Here is a 14813-nt window from a genome sequence, read left to right on the forward strand (position 1 = left end):
TCAGGTGATATCGGCCTTGGCCGGCTCATCCAGCCCCATGGCATGCAGACGGGCATAATGGCCATTAGCCGCAAGCAGTTCGGTGTGAGTACCGCGCTCGACCAGGCGGCCCTGGTCCATGACCAGGATCTGGTCAGCCTTCTCGATGGTCGACAGGCGATGGGCAATCACCAGCGTGGTACGGCCTTGCATCACGTGGTCCAGGGCGGCCTGGATATGCCGCTCGGACTCGGTATCCAACGCCGAAGTCGCTTCGTCGAGGATCAGCAACGGCGCGTTTTTAAGCAGCGCACGGGCAATTGCCAGGCGCTGGCGCTGGCCACCGGAAAGCAGTACACCGTTCTCACCCACTTCGGTATCGAAGCCCTTTGGCAGCCGGTCGACGAACTCCTTGGCATAGGCATCGGCCGCGGCGGCTTCGATGTCTGCGCGCGGCGCGCCGGCCAGATCGCCATAAGCGATGTTGTTGGCCACGGTGTCGTTGAACAGGGTGACATGCTGGGTGACTTGCGAAACATGGCGACGCAGGTTACGTAGGCGATAGTGCTCGATCTCCACGCCATCGAGCAGGATCTGCCCCTTGTCGTGGTGATAGAAGCGCGGGATCAGCGCCGCCAGGGTGGACTTGCCACTGCCGGAGCGGCCGACCAGGGCGATCATCTGCCCGGGCTCGGCGACAAAACTGATATCGCTCAGCACTTCACGCTCGGTACCCGGGTAGGTAAAGCTCAGGTTACGCACTTCCAGGCGCCCTTCCACGCGTTCCTTCTCGACCGTACCAGTGTCCACTTCAGGCGCTTCGTCCAGTTGCTCGAAGATGCTCTCGGCACCTGCCAGGCCCTTCTGGATGGTCGAGCTGACTTCCGACAACTGGCGAATCGGCTTGGGCAGCAGGCCGGCAGCGGTGATATACGCCACCAGGTCACCAGCAGTAGAGTCCCCGCGCAGGAACAACACCAGGAACATCAGCGCAGCCATGGCGCTGTAGATCACCAGCTGAAGCATCGGCGTGTACAGCGAGCCGGTCTTGGTCATGCGCAGTTGCTTGTCGGTGTTGCTCTGGCTGGCCTGGCCGAATCGCTGCTGTTCGTAGGCCTCGCCACCGAAGCTACGGACCACGCGGTAACCCTGGATGGTTTCCGAGGCAACGTGGGTGACGTCGCCCATGGCTACCTGGATCTTTTTGCTCTGCTTGCGGAATTTCTTGCTGGCGATGCTGACCATAACCGCGATCACCGGCAAGATGGCGACCATCACCAGGGTCAGGTGCCAGTTCATCCAAAGCAGGTAGGCAAACAGGAACACCACGGTCAGGCCTTCGCGGATCACCACCTTGATGGCGTCGGTAGCGGCGCCGGTGACCATGGTCACATTGAAGGTAATGCGCGAAATCAGGTGCCCGGAGTTGTGGTTGTCGAAGTAGCGGTTGGGCAACACCAGCAGCTTGTTGAACAATGCCACCCGCAGGTCATGCACCAGGCTCAGAGAGACCTTGGCCAGGAAGTAGTTGCCGAGGAACGAGCCCAGGCCCTGCCACGCAGCGATCAGGATGATCAGCAGCGGCACCGCCTGCAGCAGTTGCAGGTCACGCAGGTAGGGGACGTTGGGGAACAATACCGCTTCGGGGTTGCTCAGCCCATCGACGAAGTACTTGAGGATGCCGGCCAGCATTGGCTGGGTCGAGGCAAAGATCACGAAACCGACAATGCTCAGCAGGAAAATGCCGACATAGGGTTTCACATAGCTCAACAGCCGGAAGTAGATCTTCAGGCTGGAGGTGTGCTCCGCTGGTCGCGGTGTTTCGGCCATTATCGAGCTCGCTGTTCAGGTTGAACCGGCAATTTTACCACAGGCGTCATTTTCGGCACGCCCCCATGGCAGCAACATGGCAAGGCCCACCGGCAGCCAGCTGATGAACCATTCGGCACGTGGCGTACCGGTGAGGCTGGCGGCATCGAACTGCATGGCCAGGGTCGAGTAGACCCAGAAGCCCAGCAGGACCTTGCCGAACAGGGTGCCACGGGCGCGAACGATTTCGCCCAGCGTGAACAGCCACACCATTACCCACAGCAACATGCCGGGCAAGCCCATTTCAACGGCAACATGGGTGAACATGTTGTGGGTGTGATCGAAGTGCATGCCGACGGCGCTCACCTCGTAATCAGCCCCCAGGCCAAGACCAGTCCAAGGGTGCGCGGCAATCATCTGGAGAACGGCATGGAAAATTTCCGGCCGGTAGGACGAGCCCCGTTGGGCGATAACGTCGTACACGGCCAAAAAGGCCAGGCCGGTGGCAAGCAGTGCCAGAACAGAGAACACCCGGCTGTGGCGGTCACGGAACCACAACGGCGCCATCACCACGGTAATCACCAGTGCCAGAACCGCACCACGGCTCTGGCTGAGCATGGCGAAGGCCCCCAGGCAAGCCAGTACCGCCAGCCACAACAACTGCAAGCCACGTCGCCGAGGTGGCTCGTAGAGCATCAAGAGCAAGGCCGAACCAATGACATAAGCCCCCAGGATGGGGTGGGATATCTCGCCGATACCCGCCAGCCTGAACAACAAAGGCGCACGCTGCACCCCATAGAACTTGATGATGGAGACCAACGCAGCGATGGCCAGCAGCGCGCTGCCAAGCAGCAATAACTGACGAATGCGGGCTTGGCCAAGCTGGGCCAACAGCGGAAACGCCAGCAGGAACACCAGAATGTAGAGCAAGCGCTTGAGCTCGCGCATGGGCTCCTCGGCGGGCGACCATGCCAGGCTCAGGCCGCTCCAGGCCAACAGCAGCAGCACACTCCCCCACAGCGCCGGTTGCCGCCTCCAGGCTTGCACCAGCACACCTCGAGCCGACCAGGCCAATACCAGCGTTGGCAGCCACAAGAACAACACCAGACCTTGCTGATAAACCTTGTTGCTGGGTGCCAGGGCAATCGCCGCCATGAACCAGACCAGGCCCAAACCTAACCACGCTTGTGCCCAGTTTTTTTGATACAACATCCTTTCCCCCGATGAATCAGAAACACCATCCATGGTGCTACAGCATTATTTTCGGCATTATTGCCGGTCATTTTGCTCGCCAGACGACAAGGCTCTATTCATGCAATGCTCCCGGCTCACCCAGGTCGACTTCGATCAGCTGACACTCGGCGCACAGGTGCTTGAGGCAGACAGCCATGGCGCCAAAGTCTACCTGCTCACAGATGGAAATTTCCTCAAGGTTTTTCGTAGGAAGCGTCTGATTTCATCTGCACTGCTACGTCCTTACTCGCAGCGCTTCGTCGATAACGCCGCGCGCCTGGCGCAACTGGGCATCCCTACCCTCGAAGTGATCAGCCAGCACAAGCTCGACCTGCCGGGCCGCACTGCGGTGCTGTATCGCCCGCTACCCGGGCGAACGCTGCTGCAGATGTCGCGCGATGACGGCTTCAGCTGGGACACTTACCTGCCACGCCTGATCGAACTGATCCGTCAGCTGCACCGCAGCGGCATTTATTTCCGCTCGCTGCACCTGGGCAACGTGGTGGTCACCCCCGACCAGCGTCTGGGTTTGATCGACGTGGCCGACATGCGCTTTTTGCGCCCGCCACTGTCGGCCCGCATGATTCGACGCAATGTGCAGCACATGGTGCGCTATATCGAGCGGGAGAACCTGGGCGACCGGTTCCCCCTTGCCGCCTTCGAGGCAGCCTTGCTGACACGCTGAAGGTCAGCTGCGCAACAGGCTCTGCGAGCCGCTGCAGAACGCCTGCCAGGCCTGCTCCGGTGCCAGTGCCTGGCGCTGCTTAGCGGCGATCGTCGATGCACTGAGCGCCGTACAGCGCTCGATCGCCTCAGCCCAGGCGCTTTCGTCGGCAACCGGCAGGTAGCCACCCGTGTCGCGCAACTGCTCGCGAAACACTTCCAGGTCGCTGCACACCACCGGTACATCGGCCATCACCGCCTCTTGCACCACCAGCCCCAGGCCTTCGGAACGCGAAGGTACCAATAGCCAGTCGAATGCCCGATACAGCTGCTGCAGGTCTTCGCGATGACCGCGCAGATGAACGCGCTCGGCCAGGCCCAACGCGTCGATACGCTGCTGCAGCACGGCATGCTGCGGCCCCTCGCCAATGATCGCCAGCTGCAAGCCCGGTTGCCGTGCACTGGCCCTGGCGAATGCCTCGATCAGCATTTCGAAGCCTTTGCTCTCTACCAATCGCCCTACCGCACCCAGCATCACCTCGGCGTCCTGAGGCAACTTCAGCGCCTGCCTGGCCTGGTCCCGGCTCAGCAAAGGCTCGACGAATGCAAGCGGGTCGAGCGCCATGCGCAGCGTCTGCACCGGCCTGCCCAGGTCACGCTCCAACGACTCGGCCAACGTCTGTGATACCGCCGCGATACTCAGACGCTCGGACGGAAAACTCTGCAACAAGCGGATATCGCTGGCATGCAGACGCGTCTTGCCATGGAACAGGACCTTGGCACGTACGTGCCCGATGCGTTGCAACAACGGCAGCACCAACCGGGCGACGCCAATACCATCGAGCAGCACCACTTCTGCCCCGGCCTCGGCCAATGCCTTGCGCAAGCGCATGCGCAGCCACGGGCGCAGCAAGCGCCACAAGTGCCGCCCTTTGAGCGCACGTGAGGGCATATGCCATTCCCGGGTCGAACCGAGCCCACAGCAGAGCCCGCTCCCCAGCAGCAGCCAGTTACTGATCCGGGCATCGGCACCCGCGTTCGACAAGACCTGCCGGTGCACCTTGTGGATGGACATGTACGGCGTTCCACCCGCCCACATCATATTGACGATGTTCATGGGCCCTCTCCCGCTCAAGTCAGGTGGGACAGCGACTTCATTGAACAAAAATGGTGATTCCCATGCCGATCAAGGCCCCCGCAACCAGCGTCAATGCCAGCTTCAACCGATCACGCTGACGACGCTTGGCCTTACGCTCCACTTCAATGGGCAAGGTCACGTGATTGCCGAATCCAGTGTGCAATACTGCGTCACCCTCCAAGGTGACCGCTGTCAGATTTAACTCAGCGTAGCGGCGGGAAAGCGCCTTTTCTCCAGCATAGGCGGCAAATGGCGCACAGCGCTGGTAATCGCTCAATCGGCGCAGCCCAGGGTTGAGCGAGAACGCCTGCCACTCGGCCTTGTCGGACAGCAGCGGATAGCACGGCACCCCAGCGATCACCTGGCGATCGCCCAAGTGGATGTACGGGCTGTGGATGGCCAGGTCGTGGGCATGGCTGCGCAACCAGACCTGCAAGATGTTGGGACTGACATCCAGGATGGCCTGCGAGTCTTCGACAAAGCCTTGGCGATAGAATTGCCAGTCGTCTTCGCAGTGAAAAATGTACGGCGTCTTGACCTGGCTGTAGGCCAAGTCGATAGACGGCAACTGGCCAAGTTTGGGCCGGTTGACGAACACCTTGCAGTGCGGCTTCCAGTGCGCCGGCACAGCGGCATGCACAGCATCATCGCCAGAGTCTTCGGTGATGAATACCTCGCGAATGGGCGCGGTGTTGTAGCGATCGAAACTCTCAAGGGTGTCTTTGAGCAGATCGAACCGCCCACAACTGGTCACGACGAGCGTGACGTCACTCTCATTTGAAAAGCGCACCGGATTCCCTCCGCATTACGACTATCGGCCTTCAACAACCCGCTCCTGGGCGTGAAAGCTCTTGTTTAGATGCCCAGCTTCAGACGCAGCCGCTGCCATGCAGACAATGGCGGGTGGGGCCTGAGCGCCGGGCGCATGTGGTCGACGATGCTACGTCCAACTGCGCCGAAACTAAAACGGGAAACCGCCAGATGGCGGCCATTTTCTGCAATCTGCCGGGCTAGCTCGGGGTTCGCGCGCAAACGACGGAGCTTTTCCTGAAGGGTCGGGATGTTGTCATAGAACACCACGTTGTGCATGTCTTGCAGGCCCAGTGCACGGTTCTCTTCCTCGCCCTGGTCGTATGCCAGCAGCACACAGCCACAGGCCATGGCTTCGAAGTTCTTGATCATGTATTCGCCCATGCCGACATCGGCACTGACGAAGAAACGAATACGGTTGAGCGTGTTGCAGTAGTCCTCGCCCGACTTGGTACGGGTTACCAACAGGTTCTCGACCTGCCCCAACTCGTCCAGCAGTGCCTTGCGGCCGCTGTAGGCCACGCTGTTGACGCTGCCGACAAAGGCCAGTTCGATATCACGCTCACGCCCTTGGTCAGCCAGCAACTGCTCGTCATAGCCCTTGGGCACGAACACCGCGTCGAAACCTTCCTGGCGCAAGCGCTCGCTGACCATGTAGCCGGAGCTGATCACCCGCGCCCATGGCAACTGGCGGTAATGAGCGCTGAACTTGCCGGTGTACTTGCACGGGATGTAGTTCTGGTAGGCGTCGTGCTCGAGAATCACCAGGTTCGGCACAGTGCGGATGAAGGCCACCTGACGGATCTCCTGCTTGAAACGCAGGAAGAACACGATGCGGTCATAGCGCTCGACTTGCACCTCACGCTTGAAGTAACGGCGCAGGTTGCGCTGATCCTGGCTGGTCAACCAGCGCAGGTCGCACTCGCAGTTGGCCGCGACGCCATCGTACAGGCGGTCAAGAATCGCCCGCTGTTCCTTCTGCACCAGAAATAGGACTTTCATTGCTTTCCTTGGGCGCTCTGCGCCTTCGCGGTCAACCATGGGGCGTGCTTACAGCTCACGCCGCCAGAACAGTTCGTGTCGGCGCACGGCCTTGCGGAAGAATTCGTTCTCCCCATAAGGCGATGGCTGTCGCCCGGCAAGCCAGCGTTGCAGCAGGCGGCGCAGGCGGCGCTTGAACGGTGCCGGCGGCTGCAGGTCATGCATCATGCCCAGGGCCATCGCCTTGTCGCGCTGGGTCGCGCAGTCCAGCACCAGACTGCAGGGTGCCCAGGCCTGGGCAGCGCTCAATTGCGGCGGTAAAGCCACGCCATCGCCACTGTCGCCCATCGGCCAGCGGTCGTTATCGTGCAGGTGGTTGGCGTAGCACAGCAAGGTTTGCGGCTGCCAGGCCATGCCTTGCAAGGCTTCCAATACCGCCGCCTGAGCGCAGATATGGTCCGGATGGGGGTCTAGCTGCGGGTGCGGCATCACCAGCACCTCTGGTTTGGCCAGCTCCAGCAAGGCTCGCAGGTCGGCCAGCAGGTTGTGCCAGGTGGGTGCGCCATCACGGTCGCCCGGTAACGGGAACGGGTTGAACTGGCGGAACACGCGGATATCGGCCAGGTCGGCTTCACGTGAGGCGGCCGGCTGGTCGGGTGCTGCCTGCATGGCAGGCAGCTGCAGGCAAAAGTAGCCCAGCTGTATGCAACGCGACTCCGGCACGCCGGCCCAACGCGGCACGACGATGCTGTCCCAGGCACGCAGGCGCCCCTTCAGGCGCGCGGCCTCGGCCTTTGCCAGGCCCATCTGCTGGTAGTGCTCGGCCTCTATCTCACCGGCGGTCAGGGTCACCACCCAGCTTTCGTCGGCCTGGCTGTACAAACCATACGCGGCCAACTCGGCGTCGTCGGCATGTGGCGCGATCACCATCACCCGGCGCCGCTGCAGCTCGACCGAGGGGGTTATCCACAGGCGCAACTGACCCTGCAGCCGGCAATGCCGGCCGCGCAGTCGCAACGTACCGGCCTGCAGTGGCGCAGCAAGACCCGTCAGGTTAAGGAAGCGCACGCCATCGACGCCACGCTCGAACGCTTGCCGATCGGCCTGTTCGCCATCCAGCAGCTCGACCCGAGGGTCGAGAAAGCGCCCCAACCACCTGCTTTTTAGCCGCAGTTCAAGCACCAGGGTTTCGTCGCCCTGCAACGTGCAATCAGCCTTGAGCCAGCCATCGTGCAGGCTGGCAGGAACCTGCTGCACCTGATCGCCGAAGTCGTAGGCATAGTCCTCACCCGGTGCATAGAACAGGTGGTCGGCAAACCAGGCCTCATGGGCAGCCCAGAGCAGCGGCAACAACAGCAGTGGCAGCCACCACCAGCTGAAAACACCGAGGGCGACCAGCGCAACCAGGCCCGCCAGCAGCCCCAGGCGTTTGTTGTGCCGGTGGCGCTTGAGCAACTGCTGCTTGCGGCTCACGCTTGATACACCGGCACAGGGTTGCACCAGCGGTCCTTGTACTCACGGTCAGCACGACCGAAAGAGAACCGCAGCGGCTTGTTGCGCGACCGGGCGTCTTCCCAGGCGGCCTGGGTATTGAGGAAGCTCAGCACGCTACCTGGGCTGAAGGCCTTGGTTTCAGGGTCGACGCCGCCATTGATGTACTCGACGCTGATCCACTCCGGCGCTTCGACGCGGTACACCAGCTGGATGGCAATCGGCTTACCGTCCAGCAGCAACACCGAGCCGATCAGCAGCTCACGCAGGCGCTCCAGCACATCGGCCATACGCTCGGCACCGGTAGCCGGGAACCCCCAGCGGCGCAGGAACAGGTCGCAGTACATGCTGGCGATTTCCTGGGCACTGAAGTCGCTGATCGGGCGTACCACGCCACCCGCCTCTTCCAGCAGGCGCAGTTCACGGCGCTGGTTGTAGCGGAACTTCTTCGACAGGTCTTCAGGCGCCCGGGCCATGGCCAACTGCTCCTTCTGCGCCTTGAGGCCGCTGAAGCGGCCCTGGTTCAGTTCGGACAGGTAACGCATTGTATGGCGCAACGGCGCAGCGGCATCAGACGCCGCCGGCAGAATGATCTCGGCATTACCGAGGTCGAACAGGGCCTTCTTGCCAGCACGCTTCAGCACGTCCTTGGACAGCGCCAGGTGACGCCCCCAGGCCGGGATGGCGGCTTGCAGCTCGCCAGCCTGGTACCAGCCCAGGTAACGCACCGGGATCTGTGCCAGGTCCGCCAGTTGCTCGACCACCAGCGGATGGGTGGCGACACTGCCGCCAAAGCGCGCCCATACCTGGGCATAAGCATTGGCATCGATAGCTTGCCAACCGCGTTCGCGGAAGGCCTGGATACGATTGAGCATCAGGCCTGCCCCACCAACGCGCGCACCTGTGGGAGTTGCCAGAAGGCCTCGCGCACCGCCTGGTCAGAGAAACGCTCACCCAGGCGCTGCAGCATGTGCCTGGCACAGGCCTGGCGCTGCCCAGCGTCCAGTATGGCCATGTGCTGCAGGCCCTGGGCCAGCTGCGCGGCGTCGCCCAGCGGGAACAGCACGCCAACGCCCTCGACCACTTCGCGAGCACCGCCACAGGCCGTGGCCAACACCGGCACACCGGCAACCATCGCTTCGAGCAGGACCATGCCGAACGGCTCGTGATCGGAACTCAGCGCGAACACGTCGAAAGCCTGGAAATAACGGCGCGCATCCGGTACCTGGCCAAGAAAGTCGACTTGCCCGGCAATACCAAGCTCGGCGGCCAACGCCTTGAGCTTGGCCTCCAGACGCCCCTTGCCGAGGATTGCCAGGCGGGCGCCAGCCGGCAGCCCCGGCAATGCCTGGGCAAAACCGCGCAACAGGGTGGCCTGGTCCTTGTCCGGGTGCAGGCGCCCGACATTGCCGACGATCCATGCCTGAGGATCCAGGCCCAAGGCCTGGCGTGCGTCAGCGCGCGGCACCAGGGCTGCTTGCAGGGCGTCAATGTCGATGCGGTTGTACAGGGTCTGGATGCGTTCGGCCGGCCACTGCGGCAAGCAACGGCGCATATCGTCACGTACCGCATCCGAAACGCCCAGCAGGCTCAGACGCTTGCTGAACAGGTTCGCGAACAGGCGGCGGCCTTTGCGCTGGTAGTCGCCAAAGGCATGGTGCACACCAATCACCGGCAGGCCGGTCCCCAGCAGGGCAACGTAGATCGGCTTGAAGCGGTGGGCGATGCAGAAAGCGAAATTGCGCTCGGCCGCAATGCGCCGCAATGCGCGGATGGCGCCGAGTTTCAGGCCACGCACGGCCTTGGAACTGAACTCAAGGAAGAGCACCTCGTCCGACGCACAGCCAGCCGCCACCTGCGCATCGGCGGCGCCGGTGAGGAATACCGTGGTCACCTGGTACCCACGCCCCTGAAACAGGCTGGCGTACTGACGGGCGCAGTCCAGGAACGGCCCGTCATAGCCATGGCAGAACTGCAGGATGCGCGGTTCAGAGCGGCTGGTCATACGGGGCCGCGCCGTCCTTCACAACCAGGATGTCTTCCATGATCAGGTACTGCAGGTCCGAGCCGAAGAACATATTCAGGGCATCGGTCGGCGAGCAGATCATCGGTTCACCACGACGGTTCAGCGAGGTGTTCAGCGACACGCCGTTGCCAGTCAGGTCTTCCAGTGCCTTCATCATGTCGTAGTAGCGCGGGTTGTACTCGCGCTTGAGCACCTGGGCACGCGAAGTGCCGTCCTCATGCACCACTTCCGGCACGCGGGTCTTCCACTCTTCAGCGACTTCGAAGGTGAAGGTCATGAACGGCGCGGGATGGTCGACCTTGATCATCTGCGGGGCGACAGTGTCGAGCATCGACGGGCAGAAAGGTCTCCAGCGTTCACGGAACTTGATCTGGTGGTTGATGCGGTCAGCCACGCCTTCCACGCTTGGGCAGCCGATGATCGATCGGCCACCCAGGGCACGCGGCCCGAACTCCATGCGGCCCTGGAACCAGGCTACCGGGTTGCCATCGACCATGATCTGGGCGATCTGCTGCGGCATGTTCTCGAGTTTGCGCCACTTCGGCTGGTTCGGGTGACGGGCGCAGGCGGCGATCACGTCTTCGTTGGAGTACGACGGGCCGAGGTAGACGTGCTCCATCTTCTCGACCGGAACGCCACGGGCGTGGGAAACATAGGCAGCGGCGCCAACGGCAGTCCCGGCGTCGCCGGAGGCCGGCTGGACGAACAGCTCTTTCACGTCCGGACGGGCGATGATCTTCTGGTTGAGCTTGACGTTCAGCGCACAGCCGCCGGCGAAGGCCAGCTTGCCGGTTTCGCGCAGGGTGTCGCCCAGGTAATGGTCGATCATCTGCAGCGCCAGTTTCTCGAACAGCGCCTGCATGCTGGCGGCGTAATGGATGTACGGCTCGTCGGCGATGTCGCCTTCGCGCTTGGGGCCCAGCCATTCGATCAGCTTTGGCGAGAAGTAGAAGCCCTTGCCCTTCTCTTTATAGCGGCGCAGGCCGATAACGTTGGCGTACTCGGTGTTGATGACCAACTCGCCGTTTTCGAAGCTGGCCAGACGCGAGAAATCATACTTGCTGGCGTCGCCATACGGCGCCATGCCCATGACCTTGAACTCGCCATCGAGCATTTCGAAGCCCAGGAACTCGGTAATGGCACCGTAAAGGCCACCCAGCGAGTCCGGGTCGAAGAATTCCTTGATCTTGTGGATCTTGCCGTTTTCGCCGTAACCAAAGAAGGTGGTGGCGTACTCGCCCTTGCCGTCAATGCCGAGGATTGCGGTTTTTTCCTTGAAACCCGAGCAATGATAAGCGCTGGAAGCGTGGGCCAGGTGGTGCTCGACCGGCTCGATCTTGACCTTTTTCGGGTCGAAGCCCAGTTGCTCCAGGCACCAGACGATCTTCTTGCGATAGCGCTTGTAGCGACGGTTGCCCATCAGGATGGCATCGAGTGCACGATCCGGGGCGTACCAATAGCGCTTGGCATAGTGCCACCGCGCCTTGCCGAACAGGCTGATCGGGGCGAACGGGATGGCTACCACGTCGACGTCGGACGGCTTGATGCCTGCCTGTTCCAGGCAGAACTTCGCCGACTCGTAGGGCATGCGGTTCTTCGCATGCTTGTCACGCACGAAGCGCTCTTCTTCGGCGGCGGCAATCAGCTTGCCGTCAATGTACAGGGCCGCGGAAGGGTCATGGCTAAGGGCGCCGGACAGGCCAAGAATCGTCAATGCCAAGGGATTAGCCTCTTCATTCGGTAAAAATGCGCCAGCGGCCTCTTGGGCGGATGGCGGCTAAAGGGCGGGATTATAACGCAAACATTGGAGGCACACCGCCCCCTTGTAGGAGCGGGTTCACCCGCGAAGCAGGCAACGCGGTGGATGGCACCGGCGTCGCCGGTGTTCGCGGGCAAACCCGCGCCTACAGGCTTACTCGGCGATCAGCCAGTCCATGCGGTAACTACCGGCGGTCTGTGCCAGCTCTTTGGCCAGCCATGGCAGCAGCTCCTTGAGTTCATCCTCCAGCCCCCATGGTGGGTTGGCGATGGCCAGGCCCGAACCATTCAGGCCCTGCGGGCTGTCCTGGTGATGCACATACAGCTCGACCCGCAGCAGCTTTGGCGCGCCGGTGCTTGTCAGGTCCTGGTAGTAGCGGGTCAGCGAGCGCTGGTCCTTGATCGGATACCAGATGGCCGCAACGGTCTGGCGCATGCGGCCGATCGCTTCTTTCATGGCCGTGGTGCAGCGCTTGAGCTCATCGGCCTGCTCGAACGGCGGGTCGATCAGCATGATCGCGCGCTTTTCCTGCACCGGCAGCAAGGCCCGCGGCACATGCCAGCCTTCACCCAGGTGCACGGTCACGCGCGGGTCTTTTTTCATGTTTTCCTTGAGGAGCGGCCCGTCTTCGGGGTGCTTCTCGTTGAGCAGGGCGCGGTCCTGCTGGCGCATCAGGCGACGGGCCAGTTCGGGCGACCCCGGGTAGTAGCGCAGCTCGCCATCGGCATTCAGGCGCTTGATGATGCGCAGGTAGTCGTCGGCCATGGCCGGCAGGTCATCGCGATTCCACAGGCGGGCTACGCCTTCCAGGTACTCGCCGGTACGGCTTGCCTGGTCGCCTTGCAGGTCGTACAGGCCGAGCCCTGCGTGGGTATCGATATAGGCGAACGGCTGCTCCTTGCGCGACATCAGGGCGATGAGGCGGGTCAGCACGATGTGTTTGAGGACGTCGGCGTGGTTGCCGGCGTGGAAGGCGTGACGATAGTTCATGGCAACTCCTGCGAAGGCGGCAAGTTTACCTTGCCTTGCAGGCGGAGTCAGGCCTGGCTGCTGATTGGCGGCACCCGCAAAGCAGGCGCCGCCAATTCAACGGGTGTTACTTGTCGGCGTGATACGCCGCATCAGCAGCTTCGAAGCGCTTGACCATCGTCTGCGAAGGGCTGCCCAGCTTGCTCACCAGAACAATGGCGATGCTGGCGAACAGGAAGCCCGGGATGATTTCGTACAACCCGAGGGTGTCGAAGTTCTTCCACAGGATCACCGTCAGCGCACCCACCACGATACCGGCCAGCGCACCGTTACGGGTCATGCCTTTCCACAGCACCGAAATCAGCACCACCGGGCCGAAGGCGGCACCGAAGCCAGCCCAGGCATAGGCCACCAGGCCCAGCACGCGGTTTTCCGGGTTGGCGGCCATGGCGATGGCGATCAGGGCCACGGCCAGCACCATCAGACGGCCGACCCACACCAGTTCGACCTGCGAAGCATTCTTGCGCAGGAAGGCTTTGTAGAAGTCTTCGGTCAGGGCACTGGAGCACACCAGCAGCTGGCAGCTCAGGGTACTCATGACTGCGGCCAGGATGGCCGACAGCAGGACACCCGCAATCCATGGGTTGAACAGGATCTTGGCCAGCTCGATGAACACACGTTCGTGGTTCTCGCTAACCGGGCCTGCCAGCTCAGGATGGGCCGAGAAGTAGGCAATGCCGAAGAAGCCAACGGCACAGGTACCCGCCAGGCACAGGATCATCCAGGTCATGGAAATGCGGCGCGCCTTGGCGATCGACTTCACCGAATCAGCGGCCATGAAGCGCGCCAGGATATGCGGCTGGCCGAAGTAACCCAGACCCCAGCCCATCAGCGAGATGATGCCGATGAAGGTGGCACCCTTGAGCATGTCGAAGTTCGCCGGGTTCACCGCCTCGATAGCGGCGAAGGTCTGGTCGAAGCCACCGGTGGAGATCAGCACGATTACCGGGGTCAGGATCAGCGCGAAGATCATCAGCGAAGCCTGTACGGTATCGGTCCAGCTCACCGCCAGGAAGCCACCAACGAAGGTGTAGGCGATGGTCGCCGCCGCACCAGCCCACAAAGCGGTTTCGTACGACATGCCGAAGGTGCTCTCGAACAGACGGGCACCGGCCACGATGCCGGAGGCACAGTAGATGGTGAAGAACACCAGGATGACGATGGCGGAAATGATACGCAGCAGCCCGCTATTGTCTTCGAAACGGCTGGAGAAGTAGTCCGGCAGGGTCAGCGCGTCACCGTTGTGTTCGGTCTGCACGCGCAGCCGGCCTGCCACGAACAGCCAGTTCAGGTAGGCACCCACTGTCAGGCCGATGGCGATCCAGGCCTCGGACAGGCCCGCGAAGTAGATGGCACCGGGCAGGCCCATCAGCAGCCAGCCACTCATGTCGGAGGCACCGGCAGACAGCGCGGTAACCACGCTACCCAGGCTGCGACCACCCAGAATGTAATCGGAAAGGTTGTTGGTAGCGCGATAGGCGGCGAAGCCGATCAGCACCATTGCTGCGATGTAGATCACGAAGGTGATCGTTAGTGGATTGCCCATGCGTGTGCCCTGGCGTTTGTTTTTATCATGCGCAACCACAGCGTTGGTGGTTGCACCCAGGCGGCGAATGCTATGCAACAACGCAAAGAAGGTGCAACCATTTTTCTTTTGCAAGTTGCACCTGCCCGTGCATTTTCCGACAAAGCCCACTTCTTGCTCCTTTCGGGAGCAAAAAACCGCTTTTTCAGAATAAATCGCACCGAAAGCGCCCCTTTTCAGGGTATGGGAATAGCTGTCGGACGAGTTGCACCTTTCACACGAAAAAATCGGGTTGCACCTGGTTGCACCCGAATTGTCCTACAGATACTCTTGACGCCAGCTTAGGCCACAACCGTGGCAATAACGAGGA

At 61.9% G+C, this 14813-nt stretch carries 12 protein-coding genes; 1 reads left to right on the forward strand and 11 read right to left on the reverse strand.

Annotated features, from left to right (window positions below; translation table 11 throughout):
* Window positions 1-1809 carry a lipid A export permease/ATP-binding protein MsbA gene (gene msbA, locus V7787_RS29530; protein WP_010955513.1) on the reverse strand — a complete coding sequence of 603 codons (1809 nt, stop codon included), beginning with the start codon at window positions 1807-1809 and terminating at the stop codon, window positions 1-3.
* 15 nt (window positions 1810-1824) lie between these two features.
* Complete coding sequence (locus V7787_RS29535) at window positions 1825-3000, reverse strand: O-antigen ligase family protein (protein ID WP_104886979.1); 1176 nt, start codon at window positions 2998-3000, stop codon at window positions 1825-1827.
* A 100-nt stretch (window positions 3001-3100) separates the two neighbouring features.
* Here V7787_RS29535 and V7787_RS29540 point away from each other — a divergent pair, with 100 nt between their 5' ends.
* On the forward strand, window positions 3101-3706 hold the full coding sequence (locus V7787_RS29540) for a hypothetical protein (protein ID WP_020191475.1): 606 nt from the start codon (window positions 3101-3103) through the stop codon (window positions 3704-3706).
* Between the two features lie 3 nt (window positions 3707-3709).
* Here V7787_RS29540 and V7787_RS29545 read toward each other — a convergent pair whose 3' ends face one another.
* From V7787_RS29545 to putP, 9 genes are all read right to left on the reverse strand, one after another.
* Window positions 3710-4801: a glycosyltransferase gene (locus tag V7787_RS29545; protein WP_104886978.1), complete on the reverse strand. Its 1092-nt coding sequence runs from the start codon at window positions 4799-4801 to the stop codon at window positions 3710-3712.
* Between the two features lie 37 nt (window positions 4802-4838).
* Window positions 4839-5612, reverse strand: coding sequence for a glycosyltransferase family 2 protein (locus tag V7787_RS29550; RefSeq protein WP_010955517.1), 774 nt, complete (start codon window positions 5610-5612; stop codon window positions 4839-4841).
* 65 nt (window positions 5613-5677) lie between these two features.
* A complete protein-coding gene (locus V7787_RS29555) occupies window positions 5678-6634 on the reverse strand; it encodes a glycosyltransferase family protein (protein ID WP_003249439.1) in 957 nt (318 codons plus the stop codon).
* 48 nt (window positions 6635-6682) lie between these two features.
* A complete protein-coding gene (locus V7787_RS29560) occupies window positions 6683-8086 on the reverse strand; it encodes a PIG-L deacetylase family protein (protein ID WP_064492587.1) in 1404 nt (467 codons plus the stop codon).
* Window positions 8083-8979, reverse strand: a complete 897-nt coding sequence (locus V7787_RS29565; protein ID WP_064492588.1) for an antimicrobial resistance protein Mig-14 — start codon at window positions 8977-8979, stop codon at window positions 8083-8085. Before V7787_RS29565 ends, V7787_RS29560 begins: the two co-directional genes overlap by 4 nt.
* Window positions 8979-10109 (reverse strand): glycosyltransferase, encoded by a 1131-nt coding sequence (locus V7787_RS29570; RefSeq protein WP_104886977.1) that lies wholly within the window; start codon window positions 10107-10109, stop codon window positions 8979-8981. Before V7787_RS29570 ends, V7787_RS29565 begins: the two co-directional genes overlap by 1 nt.
* Window positions 10093-11850, reverse strand: coding sequence for a carbamoyltransferase family protein (locus V7787_RS29575; RefSeq protein WP_003249431.1), 1758 nt, complete (start codon window positions 11848-11850; stop codon window positions 10093-10095). The genes V7787_RS29570 and V7787_RS29575 overlap by 17 nt, the downstream gene beginning before the upstream one ends.
* 192 nt (window positions 11851-12042) lie before the next feature.
* A complete protein-coding gene (locus tag V7787_RS29580) occupies window positions 12043-12879 on the reverse strand; it encodes a 23S rRNA (adenine(2030)-N(6))-methyltransferase RlmJ (RefSeq protein ID WP_010955521.1) in 837 nt (278 codons plus the stop codon).
* Between the two features lie 106 nt (window positions 12880-12985).
* A complete protein-coding gene (gene putP, locus V7787_RS29585) occupies window positions 12986-14464 on the reverse strand; it encodes a sodium/proline symporter PutP (RefSeq protein WP_041167205.1) in 1479 nt (492 codons plus the stop codon).
* Between the last annotated feature and the right edge of the window lie 349 nt (window positions 14465-14813).

This window comes from Pseudomonas sp. CGJS7 (genome assembly GCF_036961695.1).

Coding starts and splice junctions, on each gene's coding strand:
- V7787_RS29535 (WP_104886979.1), bottom strand. CDS start 3,000: ATGTTGTATCAAAAAAACTGGGCACAAGCGTGGTTAGGTTTGGGCCTG.
- putP (WP_041167205.1), bottom strand. CDS start 14,464: ATGGGCAATCCACTAACGATCACCTTCGTGATCTACATCGCAGCAATG.
- V7787_RS29580 (WP_010955521.1), bottom strand. CDS start 12,879: ATGAACTATCGTCACGCCTTCCACGCCGGCAACCACGCCGACGTCCTC.
- V7787_RS29565 (WP_064492588.1), bottom strand. CDS start 8,979: ATGCTCAATCGTATCCAGGCCTTCCGCGAACGCGGTTGGCAAGCTATC.
- V7787_RS29545 (WP_104886978.1), bottom strand. CDS start 4,801: ATGAACATCGTCAATATGATGTGGGCGGGTGGAACGCCGTACATGTCC.
- msbA (WP_010955513.1), bottom strand. CDS start 1,809: ATGGCCGAAACACCGCGACCAGCGGAGCACACCTCCAGCCTGAAGATC.
- V7787_RS29570 (WP_104886977.1), bottom strand. CDS start 10,109: ATGACCAGCCGCTCTGAACCGCGCATCCTGCAGTTCTGCCATGGCTAT.
- V7787_RS29555 (WP_003249439.1), bottom strand. CDS start 6,634: ATGAAAGTCCTATTTCTGGTGCAGAAGGAACAGCGGGCGATTCTTGAC.
- V7787_RS29540 (WP_020191475.1), top strand. CDS start 3,101: ATGCAATGCTCCCGGCTCACCCAGGTCGACTTCGATCAGCTGACACTC.